The organism is Pararhodospirillum photometricum DSM 122 (assembly GCF_000284415.1).
GTDB lineage: Bacteria > Pseudomonadota > Alphaproteobacteria > Rhodospirillales > Rhodospirillaceae > Pararhodospirillum > Pararhodospirillum photometricum.
Genome location: NC_017059.1, coordinates 880,984 through 896,793 on the forward strand (window position 1 = coordinate 880,984; position 15,810 = coordinate 896,793).

Genomic DNA, 15,810 nt, shown 5'->3' on the forward strand with positions numbered 1-15,810 from the left:
GTGTTAAGGGGTTATTGAATCTTTTATGGCGCCGCCTCCGTGCCTTGAAACCTGGGCTTTCCCCCTTTAGGATCGGGGGCAACTGAAAAAGGGGCTGCCGTGTCTCTCGTTCTCGATCAATTGCCGGAATTTCGGTGATGGTTGGGGAGCGGGCAGGGTGCCCTGTGGATGGGTTTCAAACACCCACAGTCCTCCCATAAATAATTTGCGCGCATTGGGGCATTGGGGAAGTCTTATGGTTGAACTGCTCCTTGTTGTCTTTCTTATGGCCGTTGTGGTCCGTCTGATCGAGGAGAGGTTGGACAAACGGCAGGCCAGACTGGATAACGCCTTCCGGCGAGCCCAGTACGTCGCCGTTTCCGGCATTCGTCGATAAAAAATCAGGCTCCCTCCGGGGAGCCTTTTTTTTACCGAGGAAAGCCCGGATCCTCCACTTCGGGGCGAGGATGGTGGACAGGACGAGGGAGGCGTCGCTATCTATAAAGGAGGGTTGGTCTCTCTCTGAAGCAAGCGGCGAGGCACTGGGGCATGGCGCGCACGATCCTGATGGTGGAGGATTCTCCCTCTAACGCCGAACTTTACGCCGCCTTCTTGCGAACCGTCGGCATGACGGTTCGGGTTGCCACGACAGGCGAACAGGCCTTGGCCTGCCTCTCGGCCCCTGAGGACCGCTATGATCTGATGGTCCTGGATTTGGGGCTGCCCGACATGGATGGCCTTGACATTTTGCGCCGCCTGGACCCGGACACCACGCCTCCAACCATTGTGCTCACCGGAACTGGCTCGGTACGGCGGGCCGTGGAGGCCATGCGCGAAGGCGCCCTTGATTTTCTCGTCAAACCCTGCGCGCCGGATAAGCTGCGCAACGCCGTTGATGACGCGCTGGAGCGGCGACGTCCGCATCACACCCGCACCACGGCGCCAGAAGAGCCGCCGGAGCCGGGCCGCACCCGCCCGCGCCGCGGGCCCTCGGGATTTCTCGGCACCTCGCCCGCCATGTCCAACGTCTTCAGCCTGATTGAAGCGGCGGCCAGCTCCAGCAGCGCCAGCGTGTTCATCACCGGGGAAACTGGCACCGGCAAGGAGCTGTGTGCCAATGCCATTCATAATCTCTCGGACCGGCGCAATGGCCCCTTTATCGCGCTGAATTGCGGGGCCATCCCCCGGGAACTGATGGAGAGCGAGGTCTTCGGTCATCGCAAGGGCGCGTTCACCGGGGCGGTTGCCGATCGCGAAGGGGCCGCCAGCCGGGCCGATGGTGGGACCTTGTTCCTTGACGAAATCTGTGAAATGGACCTGGAACTCCAGGTCAAGCTCCTGCGCTTCATCCAGACGGGCACCTATCACCGCGTCGGCGATGGCGCCGATCGACCGGCCGATATCCGCTTTGTGTGCGCCACCAACCGCGACCCCTTGGCGGAGGTCAAGGCAGGACGCTTCCGCGAGGATTTATACTACCGTCTTTACGTCGTCCCCATCCACTTGCCCCCTTTACGTGAGCGTGGCGAGGACATTGTTTTGTTGGCCCGACGTTTTCTGGCCGATTTCGGTCGCCTGGAAGGCAAGGTCTTTCATGATTTTACCCCAGAGGCCCTGCTTCGGATCAAGGGGTTTCGCTGGCCTGGCAATGTGCGCCAGCTTGAAAACGTTGTGCGCAACATCGTCGTGTTGAACGAAGGGCCCGTGGTTGATCTCACCATGCTCCCGCCCCCGCTCGACCAGGGGGAGGAGCTGCGCGGCGAGGTGGCCGACGCCCGCCTCGCCTTCGATACCCTCCTGGCCCGCCCCTTGGCCGAGTTGGAGGCGATGGCCATTGAGGCCGCCTTGCGCCTGACGGACAACAACGTCACACGAGCGGCGCGCATTCTGGATGTGTCGCCTTCAACCATTTATCGCAAGCACGCCGCCTTCTCTTCGGGCACTCGCAAGCCCCAGCCTTCCTAAAAGGGAGGCCGCGGGGATTAGTCCCCGTGAATAAAACCATAGGCGGCATAGGACCGGCCATAACTGCCGATCTCCGGGTGCAAAAAGCGAACCTCGGTCCAGTCATTGGCGGCAGAGGCATCGACAACGGGCATGTTTTCATACACCCGCCCCCGGGTTTTGCCGTCCCAGCCCCAGTTGGCATGACTGACCCGCAGGCTGCGGGGGCCCTCAAGGGTGGTCACCACCGCAACGTGGCCATCGGGAAGGCGCGGGGAAGGGCGCAAGACCAAGACGGAGCCCAGACGCGGCTCGCGCCCCCGGCGATAGCGCCCCTCGGCCTGATCCCACCACGTGCGGGCGTTGCCCTGAAGGTTGAGGCCCGAAACATAGCGCGCATAGGGAACGCACCACACAAAACCCTGGGCCGGATAGGGGGGCACGGCCATGCGAGGGGAGGCGGGAAGGCTGGGCTGCTGGGCGCAGGCCGCGAGCCCGAGCAGTCCCGCCACCCCTGCGACGCGGGCGAGAGAGCTGGGAGAGCGGAAGGCACGCATCATATCTCCTTCAATACGTCATCTCTCATAGAGGACGAGGGGCCTGGGGAGGTGTGCTTGTCCCCAGGCTTCCTTTTCGCCGCTGCCGTCTCTCCTACACCCCGCGCCAGACGGCGGGACGCTTTTCCAAGAAGGCATCAATGCCCTCGCGGGCATCCTCGGCCATCATGTTCCGGGTCATGATGGCGCTCGCATAGGCGTAGGCGTCATCGAGGGGCATCTCAAGTTGCCGATAGAAGGCCGCTTTGCCCAAACGCAGAGTCAGCGGCGACTTGGCGGCGATTTCGCGGGCCAGGGCCTGGGTCTCGGCCTCCAGGGTCGCGTCGGGAACCACTGCGTTGACCAGCCCGTGCGTCAGGGCCTCGGCCGCTGACACCGGGTGGCCGGTGAAGAGCATCTCCAAGGCTTTCTTGCGGCCTACCGCGCGGGATAGGGCGACCATCGGCGTGGAACAAAACAGGCCAATGGCCACGCCCGGCGTGGCAAAGCGGGCACTGTCGCCGGCCAGGGCAAGATCGCAAGAGGCCACAAGCTGACAGCCCGCCGCCGTGGCCATGCCTTGTACCCGGGCAATCACGGGCTGGGGCAGGCGGACAAGGCGGGTCATCAGGCGCGAACATTGCGTGAACAGCGCTTCACAGGAGGCGAGCGACGGATCGGCGCGCATCTCGCGCAGGTCGTGACCGGCGCAAAACGCGGGGCCGTTGGCGGCGAGTACCACCACCCGGACCTCGGAAGAGGCGGCGGCCTGCTCCAAAGCGTCTTCCAAGGCGCTCATCAAGGCGCGGGAGAGCGCATTGCGGGCGTCGGGCCGGTTCAAGGTCAGGGTCAGGAGGCCGTCTTGGAGCCGGGAGAGGAGAATCGGATCCCCTGGTGTCATCTGGTCCTCACCTGCATTGCATTTTTGGGGGGAGAGCGAGGATAGCGCCGCTAGGTGATCCAAGACAACGTCACTCCCGGATCCGCAAGGGGCAGCCGCGACAGGGCAAAAGAGGGTGAGATCAAGGTGTTGGGAGTGAGGTAAATTGATACCAATCAATTAACTCATTGATATAAAACAATTAAATTTGTTTGACAGCCACACAGATCCTGGCATACTCCCCCGCCACATCCCCCCGCTTTTTGCGAAGGGGATCGTCCCTTCACCGCCGCGCCGTCCTGCCTGGGAGCTTCCCTCAAGGGAAGCCTCCGAGAGGGGGGCAAGGAAAAAGAAAGAACCGATGAAAACCTATTCCGCGAAGCCCTCCGAGGTGGAAAGGAAGTGGTACGTGATCGACGCCGAGGGCGTCGTTCTCGGCCGTCTTGCCGTGATCGTGGCTGATATCCTGCGTGGCAAGAACAAGCCGATGTACACTCCGCACATCGACACCGGCGACCACGTGATCGTCATCAATGCCGAGAAGGTTCACCTGACCGGCAACAAGGCCGCCAACGAGCGCTTCTTCTGGCATACCGGGCATCCTGGCGGGATCAAGAGCCGCACTCTCGGCCAGATCCGCGACGGCGCGCACCCGGATCGTCTGATCCTCAAGGCCGTGCAGCGCATGATGCCCCGCGGTCCGCTGGCCCGCGCCCAGTTCAGCAAGCTGCGTGTGTACGGTGGCGACCAGCACCCGCACGAGGCGCAGCAGCCCGAGGTGATCGACGTCGCCGCCCTGAATGCGAAGAACAAGAGGAGCGCCTGATCCATGGCCGACGAAATCAAGTCCTTCGAGGATCTGAAGGCGGCCGGATCGGCGACTGAAGTGCGCGAGCCCAAGCGCGATGCCCTGGGCCGCAGCTATGCCACCGGCCGACGCAAGGACGCCGTGGCCCGCGTGTGGATCAAGGCCGGTAGCGGCCGCATCACCGTGAACGGCCGTGACCTGGAAACCTACTTCCCGCGTCCCGTGCTGCGCATGGTCATCAACCAGCCGTTCGTGGTGACCAACACGGTCAATCACTTCGACGTGGAATGCACCGTGACCGGTGGTGGTCTGTCGGGTCAGGCCGGCGCCCTGCGTCATGGCCTGAGCCGCGCCCTGTGCGACTACGATCCCGAAATGCGCAAGGCGCTGAAGGCCGTGGGCTTCCTGACCCGTGACCCGCGCGCCGTCGAGCGTAAGAAGTACGGCCGCGCCAAGGCGCGTCGTTCCTTCCAGTTCTCGAAGCGCTAACGGGGATCCCCGAAGCGAAAAGGCCCGCCCTCCCTGGCGGGCCTTTTTTTTTCGTCGAGGAGACGGTCATGCCGCTGCCATCGCCGGAGTTTTTGCTGACCTGCTTGGTGTTGGCCCTGCTGCCCGGCACCGGAGTGGTCTATACCCTGGTCAGCAGTCTGGCCGGAGGGACTCGGGGCGGTCTGCTGGCCGCCTTCGGGTGCGTGCTGGGCATCCTCCCCCATGGGGTGGCGGCTCTGGGAGGAGTAACGGCCCTGCTCCAGACCAATTCCACCGCTTTGTTGGTGATGAAGGGGGTGGGGGTGGTGTTTTTGCTATCCCTGGCCTGGGGCTTGTGGCGCCAACGCGGCGGCTTGACCTTGAGTCCGGCCACCGTGCCCGAACGCTGGGGGCGTGTGGTGGGGCGGGGCGCGGTGATCAACCTCCTCAACCCCAAGATTCCTCTCTTCTTCTTTGCCTTCCTGCCCCAGTTTCTCCCGGCTGAAACCGCGACAGCAACAGCCGTGCTGGGCTTGGGCCTGATCTTCATGGCGATCATGGGGGCGGTGTTGCTGATGTATGGCTGCTTGGCAGCCCGGCTCCGTCAGGCGATCCTCACCCGCCCCTCGGTCATGACCGCCTTGCGCCGAGGCTTCGCCGCCGTGTTCGTCCTGTTTTCCCTGCGTCTCGCCCTGACCTGAGCCCAGGGATCAAGGGGTCTGGGGAGGCCAACCTCCCCGGCCTTTTTTCCAAGGCCCCGCATTTTGTGCTTGATTGGAGAAGGGGGGCTGGCTACATTGCGCCTCCCGACGGACGGCGGCTTCGCTGTCCGCCCCCAAGTCACCGAAATTCCTCGGTTTTTCGGTGCTTCTTCGGTCGGAGCGTGGCGCAGCCTGGTAGCGCACTTGACTGGGGGTCAAGGGGTCGCTGGTTCGAATCCAGTCGCTCCGACCATTTTTTATGAAAAGGCAGATCCCTCTGGGGGCCTGCCTTTTTTCATGGAATCTTCCAATTTTTTTAAGGATTCTTGAGGGAACCTCGGGCATTGTAACTTAGCTGCTCTTGATATTGATTAATTCTAGGGTGCGTTCTAAGTTTTTAGGCAAGACTCCCTCCAAAATGGACGACGCGAGCGGCAAGTCGCCCCAAATCCACAGGGGCGATGCGAGCACCGGCATCTTTATAAACCTTTGAAATACCGTCGATAACTTGGGAAAACAGATCCTCATCCAGGAGCTGAGACGGCGCCGCGCGAGTTACGGCGCCTACCTCGAGAGTCGGCTCGTACGCATCCTTTACTGCCCTCCCCGTCAGGAGCCAGTTGACATCTATCCCCAGCACGGCGCGCAAGCGCGCCAAAACGTCGCCTCCAGGCACGACGATACCACGCTCATACTTGCCGATCGTCTGCTTGTGGACACCCAATAAGGTAGCAAAGTCATCTTGGCTCATATCGCCTCGCACCGAGCGCAGGCGAGAACCGACCGTTTCCGGTTCCAAAGTCATTCTGGAAACTCCCGCATCGCTATCTGTAAATGGTTTACACATCAGATAAGCCTTTGTTTTTAAAAACAAAATCATTTCCGACGCCGCACACCCAAACAAAACAAGTGGAAACACCAAAAAAGGTTTCATCGCTCTTGCCTGAGAGCTTTTTTGGTGCCATTGTCATATCCCGAACGTCAAAACAGACACCCAAAATTAACCGGCCTGCGGGGCCGGCTGGCGGAGGAGGACCCGTGACACGCACGCACCCGCACCTATCGGACACCCCGGACACTGCGGACACCCCGAGGGGAGACCTGCCACCGGAGACAGTTAGGTGGCTCTTGGACCGTCAGGGGCTGACCTACGCTGACGTGGACCGAGCTTATGGGCTCCCCGAAGGGACCTGCCGCAAGGCAGCCCGGTACCCCGTGTTTGCTGGAGAGCTCGCCCTCGCCGAAACGCTGGCGCGGTCCCCTCGCGAGCTGTGGCCCTCGCGGTACCGAGCGGATGGAGCGCGTCGCCGCCCTCAACCACCGGCCAACTATGCCCCGCCGCGCCGCCGGACGACCAGTCAAAAGCGGAGGGACTCATGAGCACGAGCATGGACTTTGCCCAGCCACCACTCCCCCGGCGGCGGAGGCAACCCCAAAAAGACCTGATCCTCGGCCACCTGCGGCACGTCGGCCCCCTGACGGCCGACGAGGCTCGCGCCGCATACGGCGTCCGCCGGCTGGCCGCGCGGGTCTCGGAGCTAAAGGAAGACGGTTACGCGGTCGCCCGGACCATGGTTGACGGCGTGGCCGTCTACCGCCTGGAGGGTGTGTCGTGACGGTGGGGCGGCCTCTACTGCGCCGCGCCTATCGCGGCAACCGCCGCGCCGCCCGGTACGTCGCCAGGGTGTGGCGTGACGTTTGGAACTTGCGCCGCCATGACGCGGTGCTTTGGGGGTTGGTGTAATGGGTGACAAAGAACGGACGGATGATTCGCCCCTTATTGCAGCTCTGCGTAAGTCTGGCTCTCACTTGCCCAACCTACCAGAAGAGGTGCTGGCTTGTTTGGCTTGCGGAGATGAGTGCGGCGCCTTCCTCGCTTGGGCGGATGGAGGAGCTATCACCAGAGATGGCTGGTTGGTTCTGTTGAGCTACCTATCCGCGCCGTCATTCAACCAAGATCTGCGGCATTACCTGCGCGGAGGCCGCGAAGATGCTTGAGGCGCGGGCAGCAACTTCACTTTTCCCACCCCTTGGGAGGCAAAGTGATAAAGGGCGCAGCCCACCGCTGCCACCAACGCAAATTCAGGCGGGGGTCCGGCTGCGCACCAAGGCTGCGCGCCTCTTCCGCCTGACACAAGACAATCAGGGCAGCCTTGGGCGCGGGTTCGCTTTCTTCGACCAGCAAAAAGTCGGCCAACACCTCATGAACAATACTTGGTTCTGGCTGATCTCCGGCTCGAACAAGGCGTTCTTGCAGGCGAGTATATTGCCGATACAGGTCTGTGTGAGACCGGGCCTTGTCGGCCCAACGAAACACCAGGCTAAACGCAGAGGCCAAGGCGACGGCCAAGCTGGCGGCAATGGGGGCGCCGGACACGCCCCCCACTGCATTGGCGAATGCCATGCTACCGCCGACCAGGGACGTGACCGTCGCCAAGTTAGCCAGGCCAGCATAATGGGCAGCCAAGCGCGCATTGTAGCGACGCGAAACACCAAGTCGAAAACCAGCATCCCAAGCCTTTGCTCGACCTACTTCTCTTTGCTCGGTGGAGAGGGTGGGGGTGGGGGTGGGGGCGGGGGAACGATCAGCATCGTGTTGATCGCAACCCCATCCCGAGGAAGCTGCTGCGTCCCTGTTGTCGTGGTCCTGCTTGGCGGGCATGGGGGTGTCCTGTCGTTGCTCATCGAAACGTCTCCTGGTCGTTCAAGGGGTTAGGGGACGGGCGGAGTGGGTGTTGCGAGCACCCCTCCGCCACTACCATCACCAATACCACAGCAACGAGCAATCGTCTCGTTTGGGGGGTACTATGGCGCAGCTAGATAAACGGACGCTCGACCTCTTTGCCGACTGGACCCCGCCGCGCGTGGCGGTGGGGGGTGAGGTGGTGCGGGCACACCCGGACGTGGACGCGCGAGTTAGTCTTGCCGTCGCCCAGACGTTGCGCGACTGCGGCCGGCCGCGTGACGAGGTCGCCGCCGCCATGGCGGCATACCTTGGGCGACCGGTCCCCGTGGCCACCCTCAACAATTACGCGAGCGCCGGCCAGGAAGGGCACTGCATTAGTCTGGCCCGGGCAGTGGCTTTAGTTGCCGCCACCCACGACCCGCGACCTCTGGCCGATGAGCTGGCTCCGCTAGGCTGGGCTGTGGTCGAGACGAGGCACTTGCACGCGGTCCGTGCGAGCCTCGCCCGTCAGCGGGCAGCGGAGCTGACGCGATTGGCGCGCCAGGAAGAAGCGTTGTGGCGGACTGTGTCGTGACAGCCGAGCGCTACTACACCACCGCCGAGCTAGCGGCGCTCGGGCTGCCCGGGCTGCCGAGGACCAAACAGGGCGTGAACAAGCTGGCCACCCGCGAGTCCTGGCCTGCGCGCGACCGTCAGGGCCGGGGCGGCGGGCGGGAGTACCCCGCCTCGGCGCTGCCGGAGGTGGCCCGGGTGGCACTGGGCAAGCGGCGGGTGAGCGAGGCGCGGGCGGTGACGGCGGTGGATGCGGCCCCGCCCCTGGTGGCCGTAGACCCTGGCCGCCTGACCGACGCGGCCCGGGCTACCATGGCGGCACGAGCGGCCCTCTTGACAGAGGTGGACCGCCTGCGGGCCGAGGGTGGGCTGTCGGCACGCCAAGCCGTGCTGGTGCTGGTCGAGCACGCTCAGGCCGGGACGTTGCGTCCCGATCTGGCCGCCCTGGCCCCGGCTGCCAACGCCCGGGGAGGCAAGGTCGGGGCGCGCACACTATCGTATCGGACGCTCTACCGCTGGCTGGCCGAGCGTGACGCGGGGGGCATTGCCGCCTTGGCGCCCGCCGCGCCGGCCCCGCCGGAGTGGCCGGACTGGGCGGGGACGCTTCTCGACCTCTACCGTCGCCCCCAGAAGCCGGCGATCGCCGCCGCCCTCTCCCTGTGGCCTGAGGGCGCTGGACCGGCCCCCAGCTACGACCAAGCGCGCCGGTTTATCGGCGGCCTGGGCGCGCTCGCGCGCAATGCGGGCCGCATGGGGCCGCGCGAGCTCAAGTCGCTGCGGGCGCACCGGGTGCGGACATTTGAGCACCTGTTACCTGGGGATGTGTGGACGGCGGACGGCCACTGCCTGGACCGCGAGGTCATGCACCCGCTGACCGGCAAGCCGGCTCGACCCGAGGTGGTGAGCATTGTCGATGTCTCCACCCGTTTGTGGGTGGGGTGGTCAGCGTGGCTAGACGAGGCGGCGTGGCTGGTGGCGGCGGCGCTCCGTGTGGCCACCCTGGCCTATGGGGTCCCGGCGATCTGGTACGTGGACAATGGGTGCGGTTTCCGCAATCGCGCGCACGCAGCACCGGTCACGGGGCTGTTGGGGCGACTGGGTGTCACTCCCAAGCACTCCATCCCCTACAACTCCCAGGCGCGGGGCGTCATCGAGCGGTTTCACAAAACCGCCCTTGTCGCGCCGGCCAAAGAGTCGATGGCCTACATGGGTGTTGATATGGATCGGCAAGCCCGGCAGCTGGCCTACAAGACCTCGCGCCGGGACCTGCGGTTGTACGGTTCCAGCCCCATCGTTCAACCCTGGGACGAGTTTGTCGGGTGGGTTGACGAAATGCAGGTCCGCTACAACGCCCGGCCTCACTCGTCGCTCCCCAAAGTGCGCGACCCTGAGACCGGCAAGGTGCGCCATCAGACCCCCGCCGAGGCGTGGGCCGCCAAGACGGTGGAGGCCGAGGCCCAAGGGGTGGCACCAACCCGAGTGGATGAGGCCGAGGCCCGCGACCTGTTTAGGCCGCACGAGGAGCGCACGGTGCGCCGGGCCACCGTCAGCCTGGGTGGCGCCACCTATTACAGCCGGGTGCTGGAGGAGTGCGACCTGCACGGGGTGCGGGTCCAAGTCTGCTACGACGCCCACGACCTCGGCCGGGTGTGGGTGCGTGACCTGGAGGGGCGGTTGATCTGCGAGGCGATCCGCGACGGCAACGCTACTCCCTACCAGCAAGACGAGGACGTCGCCTTGGCCCGCGCCACCCGCGCCACGGCCGTGGACCTGCGCGCGCGGCGAGGTGAGGACGCCTTGCCGGCGCTGATAGCCGAGCCGACCGTGGTGCCGCTGGTCTCGGCCGAGACGGCCCGCGCCCTGGCCGACCTGCGTGCCGAGATGGCGGCGCCAGAGATCGCAGCCGGGGTGCCGGCCACGCCTAAGGAAAGGTACCGCAAGTGTCTGATGATCACGGCGGCCCACGCGGGCGGGCGGCCGGTGGACACGGCCGCCCTGACCTGGGCGGACGGATACCGCCGGACCCCGGAATACCGCACGCAAGAGGAGATGCACAAGGATTTTGGCGCGCTGTACCTGCCGGAGGAAACGGCAGTCAGGGCCTGAATAAAGAACGCCGGGAGCGGGAGGCAACCGCACCGAGCAAAACCAAACCTAACTGAGGATGGATATGTCAGACCAAACACCCCCTGTCAACACGGGCACGATCGCACCGCTCACGAATGTGGCCCTGTTTGGGTCTGTTGTGACCCGGATTGTTGATCGTCAGCGTCACTTGCCCGGCATCGGGCTTTTCTACGGGTTCTCGGGCTACGGCAAGACGTTTGCCGCCCGGTACGCCGCCAATAAGCACCGCGCTTACTACCTGGAGGTCGGTGAAAGCTGGACGAAAGCTAAGTTCTTGCGCGCCTTGCTGGCCGAGTTGGGCCGTCAGCCCCGAGGTACCGCCGCCGATATGGTCGAGCAGGCGATCGAGGCCCTGGCCCTTAACTGCCGCCCGGTGATCGTGGACGAGTGCGACCACGTCATCCGCCGGGGGTACCTCGAGACCTTGCGGGAGGTCCACGACAAAAGCGGGTCGCCGTTCGCTCTGATCGGCGAAGAGCTCTCGCCGTCGCTGATCGCCCAGAGGTCCGAGCGGTTCCACAACCGCATCTTGGTGTCCGAGGCTGCCCAGCCCATGGGGGCCGACGATGCTGCCGTGCTGGCCCGCCTCTACCACCCGGGTCTCACTCTCACCCCGGATCTGCTGGATGTGCTGGTGCGGGCATCTGGCGGGCGCGCGCGCCGCGTGGCTGTCAACCTGCAAAAGGTCGCCGACGAGGCCGCTGTGCAAGGCTGGACTCGTGTTGACGCCGCCCTGTGGGGAGGGCGGGAGTTGTATACCGGGGCCGTCCCAGGTCGCCGGAGGGCTGAGTAATGGGGCGGCTACCGGTGGACGAGGTGGCGCGGCTCTCGGTGCGGGTGCCGCGCGGACGACAGGGAATATGGCAGACGATCCGGGCCCTGGCTGGTGGTGGTGGAGGGGCGTTTACGCTTCCTGAGGTCATGGCTCGCAGCGCCGAGCGGTCCAAAGAGACGGTGCGGACATATCTGCGCTGCCTGGAGGCCGGAGGTATCGTGGTGCGCGAGGGTCTAGCGGTGGATGGTGGTGCGATGCGTTACCGCCTCGTGGCCGACCCCGGCCCCGAGGCGCCGCGTCTGCGCCGCGACGGCAGCCCGGCCGCCCTGTGCTTGGGGACGGAGCAGATGTGGCGGGTGTTGCGCATGGCATCGCCTGGCCTGGACGCGCGCGAGTTGTCGGTGACTGCCTCGACCGAGGAGCACCCTGTCGCCCTCGGAGCGGCGGCGGCCTACCTCCGTGCGCTGCACCACGCCGGCTATCTGGCGGTGGTCGAGGCGGGGCGCCCTGGCCACAAGCCGGGCACCGGCAAGCGGACGGTCTACCGGCTGACCCGGTGCACGGGGCCTCTTGCCCCGCAGATCCAACGGATCAGGGCCGTGTGGGACCCTAACCTCTCCTGCCATATGGGCGAGGGCGTGGTGGAGGGTGGCCATGACTGACCCCCGCTGGCTGGTCCTGCTGCGGGCCGAGGCCGAGCGCAGCTCCATCGCCGCCGCCGCCCGGCGGGTCGGTGTCTCGAGGTCGGCCGCCTCGTCCCTCCTGAGTGGCACCTACCCTGCCACCAGCACCGCTGCTATGGCGGCCCGGGTGTTGGCTGCGCTGGACGTCCGGGTCTGCCCAGGTCTCGGGGGCGAGGTGGCGCCAGAGGTCTGCGCCGACTGGCGAGACAAGGCCTGGGCGTTAGTAGCAACCAACGGACAGCGGGTGGCGATGTACCGCGCCTGCCGCGCCTGCCCCCACTGGGAGGGCCAAGGCGATGTCTAACGATCTGCGCCGCACCCTCTCCCAAGCCTATCACACGCTGGACGACCTCGTCGCCGAGGCCGCCCTCGCACCCGGCGGCGTCACCGTGGTGCCCCTGCCTGCGGGGGAGGCTGTTGCCCTGCTGTGGGCACTCGGTGACGCTCGCGTGGAGGCCGAGCGGCTGTGGCGCTTGCTGTGCGCTACGGGCCTGCTGGGTGCCGAGCTGGGGCCGCGCGCCGTCGAGCGGGTCCTGCCACGCGCCATCCCGATCTGGGGGGGCGCCCATGAGTAACCCCCCGGCGCTCCACCTCCGCTTGGGCGAGCCCCTCGACCTCCCGACCGAGGCCGGCGCCCCTCTGTCGGGGACCCTGCGCAGCTACCTCGACCTGGGCCGCTACGTCGTGGCCACGCTCGACACCTCCGCCGGTCGGCGCCAAGCGCTGCTGGCGCGCGAGCGTGGCGCCCTGCGCGTCCACGCTCACGCCCCGAGCCCAGCCGAGGCCCGGCGCCACGCCGAGGGAGTGCTGGCCGGCCGGCTGGCGTGCGACGCCCCAGCCCTGGCCCTGGCCGTCCTAGCGTTGACCACCCCCCAGGGTCCCGTCAGCGGACTGCCTGACCTGACGCGAGGGCACGACGCCCTCGACGTCATCGCCCAGGACCACCCCGAGCGGCTGCCCGGGGCCCTGCGCGTCCTCACTCTCCTGGCGACCCTGCCGGGAGAGGCTGTGCCTCCGATTATGCAAGGACACTGAGATGAGCAACCAAGACACCCCTGCCGGGTATATGCGCGATGCCAAGGGACGTTTGGTGCCCGAGCATCTGGTCAAACCCCTGGACTCGCTAATGGATCAGGCCGTGCGCGCCCTGATCGGTCATGCCGAGGCGTTAAGCGCCCAGATTGCTCGGTTCCGTGGCCATTCGTTCGACGATATCGCATCGTTTTTGTCGATCGCCGCTGACCAATACGGCGCCAAGATCGGCGGCGCCAAGGGCAATATCACCCTGACCAGCTATGACGGCACCCTCAAGGTCCAGGTTGCGGTAGCGGACCGACTGACGTTTGGCCCCGAGTTGCAGGTCGCCAAGGCGTTGATCGACGAGTGCATTGTGGACTGGAGCAAGGGCGCGCGAGATGAGATCTGCGCCCTGGTAGAGCACGCCTTCCGGCCCGACAAGGAGGGCCAAGTCAGCCCCGACGCAGTGTTGGCCCTGCGTCGGGTCGAGATCGGCGATGATCGTTGGCAGCGGGCGATGGAGGCGATCACCGACAGCATCCGCATTGTGGGCAGCAAGAGCTACATCCGGTTCTACCGCCGCGCGAACGCGCAAGCGCCGTGGCAAGCGATCACCGTCGATTTGGCGTCGGCGTAGGAGGTCCCCATGTCCCACCCCTTTAAGCGCCACCCCCACCTCACTCGCGCCCGGCGCCGCGCTCTGCGGCAAGCCGCTGCCGCACCCCTCGCCGTCACGCTGACGTCGTCGGGCCACCTGCGGAGCCCCAAGCCCCCCCCAAGTGGAGGGGCTTACGCCCCCGCCACCTTGCTCGCCCTCATTGAGAGCGGGCTCTTGGCCGATCATCTGGACCGGCTGGTGCTGACGGATGAGGGCCGGGCGGTGCTGGTGGGGAGGGTGCGATGAGCGATTACCGGAATGCTGCGTCTCGCGTTGCTGCGTCAGTTTGGGTGGAAGTTGGGGGGAGCCTTACTCCCTGCGGGTCCGTCCGTGCCTATGCTCTCTTGTTGGCTGCTACTGCCCTGATGGCCAAGCAATGCGTACTTGTTGGGGTAAGTAGAGCTGCTTTAGCGGGTCCCCTCTTGGACTTGGTGACCATCATTACTAGTCGCCCGCCCTGCCCGGAGTTGCAACGTCATGACCTGCCCCGCTGACGATCTCCCCGCCTTACGCCGCGCCCTCCACGCCGGCGCGCGCACCTTGGGCCTGGACGAGGAGGCCAGGCGCGGACTGATGCGCCGGGTGACGGGCCTGGACAGCAGCAAGGACATGTCGGCCGGCCAGCTCCGGGCGGTGCTGGCCGAGTATGACCGGCTGCGCGGGCCGGAAGTACGCAAGGCGTGGCGACGGCCGACGAGCGCGCGGGCGGACGTGCGGCTGCTCTTTGGCCTGTGGCGCGGGCTGCACGAGGCCGGGCTGATCCGCGATGCCTCCCCCCGCGCCTGCCGGGCATGGGTCGAGCGTCAGACCGGCGTCTCTGACCCCGACTGGCTGACGGTGGCGCAGGCCCGCGCCTGCGCCGAGGCGCTCAAGGCGTGGCGGGCGCGGGGGTGTCCGTCGCAGCCTGAGGACGCATGATGACCACGCCCTCTTACCGCGACCGCTGGGGGTACCTCCCCGCCGTCCTCGTGACGGTGGTGGAGGCGGCTGGCGACGAGGTAATGTTGCGGTTAGTCTCCGCGTGCCGGGGGCGGGAGATTACCGTCCCCGCGCGCGACGACCACGTTGAGTCCAGTGTTTTGGGTCAGGCCATCGCCGACCCGGTGGCGGCCTATGCCGTCGTGCACGCTTTGCGGGCGCAGGGCTATAGCCGCGTGGCTGTCCCTATGTTAGGGCACGCCTGGGCGCTCCAACGGCGGCGCCACATCGAGCAGCTCCGGCGGGATGGCGCCACCATCGCCGCCATCGCCCAGCGCGTCGGCATGACCGAGCGGGGGGTGTGGGCTGCCTTGGCTCGGGCCAGGGCGGCCCGGCCCGATAGCCGTCAGCTCACCCTGTTTGGCGACTAACCCCCGCCCCCTGAACGGCTTCAGGCTCAGTCCGACACCGCCACCCACGCACACTCCCCTTGGTATAGAGGAGGGGGTGTCATGGCCGACGACCAAGTCTGGGCCGCCGCACTGGCGGCGGTGCTCGCCCACGAGGGGGGCTACGTCAATGACCCTCGCGACCCTGGAGGCGCGACAAAATGGGGGGTCTCGCTGCGCTGGTTGCGCGCCCTTGAAGGCGGTGCTGGCGACACCGACGGCGACGGCGATGTGGACGCCGACGACGTCAAGGCGCTGACGCCGACCCAGGCTGGCGCCCTGTATTATAAGGAGTGGTGGGTACCCCTGCGGTGCGCGGCAATGCCTCCTCCCATCGCCATCAAACTCTTTGACACGGCCGTCAATGTCGGCCCGCGCCCCGCGATCACGATCTTGCAGACCGCTCTCAACGTGACCGGGGGACTGCCGCCGGTCGCGGTGGACGGCAAGGTAGGGCCGGAGACGCTGGGCAAGGCCCAAGGCATCTTGCCGATCAGGATTGCCGATGTGGTGGCGGATATGTGCGTCGCCCAAGAGGCCTATTACCGCACCCTGGTCGCTCGCATACCGGCCCGCGCTGTCTACCTCATAGGCTGGACGCGCCGCGCGCGCTGGCGCCCTTAGGTGTG

Annotated in this window: 23 protein-coding genes and 1 tRNA gene; 20 read left to right on the forward strand and 4 right to left on the reverse strand. The window is 66.0% G+C overall.

The window, feature by feature from the left end; all coding sequences use genetic code 11:
- Positions 1 to 528: 528 nt before the first annotated feature.
- Entirely contained in the window at positions 529 to 1,944 is a 1,416-nt protein-coding gene (locus tag RSPPHO_RS03825) for a sigma-54-dependent transcriptional regulator (protein WP_014413964.1), read from the forward strand.
- Between the two features lie 17 nt (positions 1,945 to 1,961).
- On the opposite strand, the gene RSPPHO_RS03830 is transcribed toward RSPPHO_RS03825, so the two are convergent.
- Both RSPPHO_RS03830 and RSPPHO_RS03835 read right to left on the reverse strand, forming a co-directional pair.
- The gene (locus tag RSPPHO_RS03830; RefSeq protein ID WP_014413965.1) at positions 1,962 to 2,483 is read right to left on the reverse strand and encodes a CHAP domain-containing protein; all 522 of its coding nucleotides are present in this window, start codon (positions 2,481 to 2,483) and stop codon (positions 1,962 to 1,964) included.
- A 91-nt stretch (positions 2,484 to 2,574) separates the two neighbouring features.
- Positions 2,575 to 3,360 carry an enoyl-CoA hydratase gene (locus tag RSPPHO_RS03835; RefSeq protein WP_041794048.1) on the reverse strand — a complete coding sequence of 262 codons (786 nt, stop codon included), beginning with the start codon at positions 3,358 to 3,360 and terminating at the stop codon, positions 2,575 to 2,577.
- A gap of 340 nt (positions 3,361 to 3,700) precedes the next feature.
- On the opposite strand from RSPPHO_RS03835, the gene rplM reads away from it, so the two are divergent.
- From rplM to RSPPHO_RS03855, 4 genes are all read left to right on the forward strand, one after another.
- The gene (rplM, locus tag RSPPHO_RS03840) at positions 3,701 to 4,165 is read left to right on the forward strand and encodes a 50S ribosomal protein L13 (protein ID WP_041794050.1); all 465 of its coding nucleotides are present in this window, start codon (positions 3,701 to 3,703) and stop codon (positions 4,163 to 4,165) included.
- Positions 4,166 to 4,168: 3 nt separating this feature from the next.
- Positions 4,169 to 4,636 (forward strand): 30S ribosomal protein S9, encoded by a 468-nt coding sequence (gene rpsI / locus RSPPHO_RS03845; protein WP_014413968.1) that lies wholly within the window; start codon positions 4,169 to 4,171, stop codon positions 4,634 to 4,636.
- A gap of 68 nt (positions 4,637 to 4,704) precedes the next feature.
- Positions 4,705 to 5,316, forward strand: a complete 612-nt coding sequence (locus RSPPHO_RS03850) for a LysE family translocator (RefSeq protein ID WP_014413969.1) — start codon at positions 4,705 to 4,707, stop codon at positions 5,314 to 5,316.
- 176 nt (positions 5,317 to 5,492) lie between these two features.
- Positions 5,493 to 5,569: transfer RNA gene (locus RSPPHO_RS03855), tRNA-Pro, on the forward strand.
- Positions 5,570 to 5,713: 144 nt separating this feature from the next.
- Here the strand turns inward: RSPPHO_RS03855 and RSPPHO_RS17525 are convergent.
- Positions 5,714 to 6,250 carry a helix-turn-helix domain-containing protein gene (locus RSPPHO_RS17525; protein ID WP_081581639.1) on the reverse strand — a complete coding sequence of 179 codons (537 nt, stop codon included), beginning with the start codon at positions 6,248 to 6,250 and terminating at the stop codon, positions 5,714 to 5,716.
- On the opposite strand from RSPPHO_RS17525, the gene RSPPHO_RS21880 reads away from it, so the two are divergent.
- The 3 genes from RSPPHO_RS21880 to RSPPHO_RS21450 are packed head-to-tail and all read left to right on the forward strand — an operon-like array spanning position 6,151 to position 7,060.
- Positions 6,151 to 6,696, forward strand: a complete 546-nt coding sequence (locus RSPPHO_RS21880) for a helix-turn-helix domain-containing protein (protein WP_081581837.1) — start codon at positions 6,151 to 6,153, stop codon at positions 6,694 to 6,696. The two genes, RSPPHO_RS17525 and RSPPHO_RS21880, sit on opposite strands and share 100 nt — an antisense overlap.
- On the forward strand, positions 6,693 to 6,932 hold the full coding sequence (locus RSPPHO_RS03865) for a helix-turn-helix domain-containing protein (protein ID WP_014413971.1): 240 nt from the start codon (positions 6,693 to 6,695) through the stop codon (positions 6,930 to 6,932). Before RSPPHO_RS21880 ends, RSPPHO_RS03865 begins: the two co-directional genes overlap by 4 nt.
- Entirely contained in the window at positions 6,929 to 7,060 is a 132-nt protein-coding gene (locus RSPPHO_RS21450; protein WP_014413972.1) for a hypothetical protein, read from the forward strand. Before RSPPHO_RS03865 ends, RSPPHO_RS21450 begins: the two co-directional genes overlap by 4 nt.
- Positions 7,061 to 7,330: 270 nt before the next feature.
- Here RSPPHO_RS21450 and RSPPHO_RS19675 read toward each other — a convergent pair whose 3' ends face one another.
- Entirely contained in the window at positions 7,331 to 7,978 is a 648-nt protein-coding gene (locus tag RSPPHO_RS19675; RefSeq protein ID WP_157879076.1) for a hypothetical protein, read from the reverse strand.
- Between the two features lie 145 nt (positions 7,979 to 8,123).
- On the opposite strand from RSPPHO_RS19675, the gene RSPPHO_RS03875 reads away from it, so the two are divergent.
- The 12 genes from RSPPHO_RS03875 to RSPPHO_RS03930 all read left to right on the forward strand — a co-directional run bounded on the left by RSPPHO_RS03875 (position 8,124) and on the right by RSPPHO_RS03930 (position 15,805).
- The gene (locus RSPPHO_RS03875; protein ID WP_041794059.1) at positions 8,124 to 8,576 is read left to right on the forward strand and encodes a hypothetical protein; all 453 of its coding nucleotides are present in this window, start codon (positions 8,124 to 8,126) and stop codon (positions 8,574 to 8,576) included.
- Positions 8,558 to 10,660 (forward strand): Mu transposase C-terminal domain-containing protein, encoded by a 2,103-nt coding sequence (locus RSPPHO_RS03880; protein ID WP_014413973.1) that lies wholly within the window; start codon positions 8,558 to 8,560, stop codon positions 10,658 to 10,660. The genes RSPPHO_RS03875 and RSPPHO_RS03880 overlap by 19 nt, the downstream gene beginning before the upstream one ends.
- A gap of 64 nt (positions 10,661 to 10,724) precedes the next feature.
- Positions 10,725 to 11,474 carry an AAA family ATPase gene (locus RSPPHO_RS03885; RefSeq protein WP_041794062.1) on the forward strand — a complete coding sequence of 250 codons (750 nt, stop codon included), beginning with the start codon at positions 10,725 to 10,727 and terminating at the stop codon, positions 11,472 to 11,474.
- Complete coding sequence (locus RSPPHO_RS03890) at positions 11,474 to 12,118, forward strand: hypothetical protein (RefSeq protein WP_014413975.1); 645 nt, start codon at positions 11,474 to 11,476, stop codon at positions 12,116 to 12,118. The genes RSPPHO_RS03885 and RSPPHO_RS03890 overlap by 1 nt, the downstream gene beginning before the upstream one ends.
- On the forward strand, positions 12,111 to 12,443 hold the full coding sequence (locus RSPPHO_RS03895; protein WP_041794064.1) for a hypothetical protein: 333 nt from the start codon (positions 12,111 to 12,113) through the stop codon (positions 12,441 to 12,443). The genes RSPPHO_RS03890 and RSPPHO_RS03895 overlap by 8 nt, the downstream gene beginning before the upstream one ends.
- Complete coding sequence (locus tag RSPPHO_RS03900) at positions 12,436 to 12,714, forward strand: hypothetical protein (protein ID WP_014413976.1); 279 nt, start codon at positions 12,436 to 12,438, stop codon at positions 12,712 to 12,714. Before RSPPHO_RS03895 ends, RSPPHO_RS03900 begins: the two co-directional genes overlap by 8 nt.
- The gene (locus tag RSPPHO_RS03905; protein WP_041794071.1) at positions 12,707 to 13,174 is read left to right on the forward strand and encodes a hypothetical protein; all 468 of its coding nucleotides are present in this window, start codon (positions 12,707 to 12,709) and stop codon (positions 13,172 to 13,174) included. Before RSPPHO_RS03900 ends, RSPPHO_RS03905 begins: the two co-directional genes overlap by 8 nt.
- A gap of 1 nt (position 13,175) precedes the next feature.
- Positions 13,176 to 13,793, forward strand: a complete 618-nt coding sequence (locus RSPPHO_RS03910) for a DUF3164 family protein (protein ID WP_014413977.1) — start codon at positions 13,176 to 13,178, stop codon at positions 13,791 to 13,793.
- Positions 13,794 to 13,802: 9 nt separating this feature from the next.
- Complete coding sequence (locus tag RSPPHO_RS03915) at positions 13,803 to 14,060, forward strand: hypothetical protein (RefSeq protein WP_014413978.1); 258 nt, start codon at positions 13,803 to 13,805, stop codon at positions 14,058 to 14,060.
- Positions 14,061 to 14,291: 231 nt separating this feature from the next.
- Entirely contained in the window at positions 14,292 to 14,732 is a 441-nt protein-coding gene (locus tag RSPPHO_RS03920) for a gp16 family protein (RefSeq protein ID WP_014413979.1), read from the forward strand.
- Positions 14,729 to 15,163, forward strand: coding sequence for a hypothetical protein (locus tag RSPPHO_RS03925; protein ID WP_014413980.1), 435 nt, complete (start codon positions 14,729 to 14,731; stop codon positions 15,161 to 15,163). The genes RSPPHO_RS03920 and RSPPHO_RS03925 overlap by 4 nt, the downstream gene beginning before the upstream one ends.
- Positions 15,164 to 15,244: 81 nt before the next feature.
- Positions 15,245 to 15,805, forward strand: a complete 561-nt coding sequence (locus RSPPHO_RS03930; RefSeq protein ID WP_014413981.1) for a glycoside hydrolase family 108 protein — start codon at positions 15,245 to 15,247, stop codon at positions 15,803 to 15,805.
- Positions 15,806 to 15,810 lie beyond the last annotated feature (5 nt).

What these genes read in the sequence shown, in the direction of transcription:
- RSPPHO_RS03825 (WP_014413964.1), top strand. Translation starts at nt 529, where the DNA reads ATGGCGCGCACGATCCTGATGGTGGAGGATTCTCCCTCTAACGCCGAA.
- RSPPHO_RS03830 (WP_014413965.1), bottom strand. Translation starts at nt 2,483, where the DNA reads ATGATGCGTGCCTTCCGCTCTCCCAGCTCTCTCGCCCGCGTCGCAGGG.
- RSPPHO_RS03835 (WP_041794048.1), bottom strand. Translation starts at nt 3,360, where the DNA reads ATGACACCAGGGGATCCGATTCTCCTCTCCCGGCTCCAAGACGGCCTC.
- rplM (WP_041794050.1), top strand. Translation starts at nt 3,701, where the DNA reads ATGAAAACCTATTCCGCGAAGCCCTCCGAGGTGGAAAGGAAGTGGTAC.
- rpsI (WP_014413968.1), top strand. Translation starts at nt 4,169, where the DNA reads ATGGCCGACGAAATCAAGTCCTTCGAGGATCTGAAGGCGGCCGGATCG.
- RSPPHO_RS03850 (WP_014413969.1), top strand. Translation starts at nt 4,705, where the DNA reads ATGCCGCTGCCATCGCCGGAGTTTTTGCTGACCTGCTTGGTGTTGGCC.
- RSPPHO_RS21880 (WP_081581837.1), top strand. Translation starts at nt 6,151, where the DNA reads ATGGTTTACACATCAGATAAGCCTTTGTTTTTAAAAACAAAATCATTT.
- RSPPHO_RS17525 (WP_081581639.1), bottom strand. Translation starts at nt 6,250, where the DNA reads ATGAAACCTTTTTTGGTGTTTCCACTTGTTTTGTTTGGGTGTGCGGCG.
- RSPPHO_RS03865 (WP_014413971.1), top strand. Translation starts at nt 6,693, where the DNA reads ATGAGCACGAGCATGGACTTTGCCCAGCCACCACTCCCCCGGCGGCGG.
- RSPPHO_RS19675 (WP_157879076.1), bottom strand. Translation starts at nt 7,978, where the DNA reads ATGCCCGCCAAGCAGGACCACGACAACAGGGACGCAGCAGCTTCCTCG.
- RSPPHO_RS03875 (WP_041794059.1), top strand. Translation starts at nt 8,124, where the DNA reads ATGGCGCAGCTAGATAAACGGACGCTCGACCTCTTTGCCGACTGGACC.
- RSPPHO_RS03885 (WP_041794062.1), top strand. Translation starts at nt 10,725, where the DNA reads ATGTCAGACCAAACACCCCCTGTCAACACGGGCACGATCGCACCGCTC.
- RSPPHO_RS03890 (WP_014413975.1), top strand. Translation starts at nt 11,474, where the DNA reads ATGGGGCGGCTACCGGTGGACGAGGTGGCGCGGCTCTCGGTGCGGGTG.
- RSPPHO_RS03895 (WP_041794064.1), top strand. Translation starts at nt 12,111, where the DNA reads ATGACTGACCCCCGCTGGCTGGTCCTGCTGCGGGCCGAGGCCGAGCGC.
- RSPPHO_RS03900 (WP_014413976.1), top strand. Translation starts at nt 12,436, where the DNA reads ATGTCTAACGATCTGCGCCGCACCCTCTCCCAAGCCTATCACACGCTG.
- RSPPHO_RS03905 (WP_041794071.1), top strand. Translation starts at nt 12,707, where the DNA reads ATGAGTAACCCCCCGGCGCTCCACCTCCGCTTGGGCGAGCCCCTCGAC.
- RSPPHO_RS03910 (WP_014413977.1), top strand. Translation starts at nt 13,176, where the DNA reads ATGAGCAACCAAGACACCCCTGCCGGGTATATGCGCGATGCCAAGGGA.
- RSPPHO_RS03915 (WP_014413978.1), top strand. Translation starts at nt 13,803, where the DNA reads ATGTCCCACCCCTTTAAGCGCCACCCCCACCTCACTCGCGCCCGGCGC.
- RSPPHO_RS03920 (WP_014413979.1), top strand. Translation starts at nt 14,292, where the DNA reads ATGACCTGCCCCGCTGACGATCTCCCCGCCTTACGCCGCGCCCTCCAC.
- RSPPHO_RS03925 (WP_014413980.1), top strand. Translation starts at nt 14,729, where the DNA reads ATGATGACCACGCCCTCTTACCGCGACCGCTGGGGGTACCTCCCCGCC.
- RSPPHO_RS03930 (WP_014413981.1), top strand. Translation starts at nt 15,245, where the DNA reads ATGGCCGACGACCAAGTCTGGGCCGCCGCACTGGCGGCGGTGCTCGCC.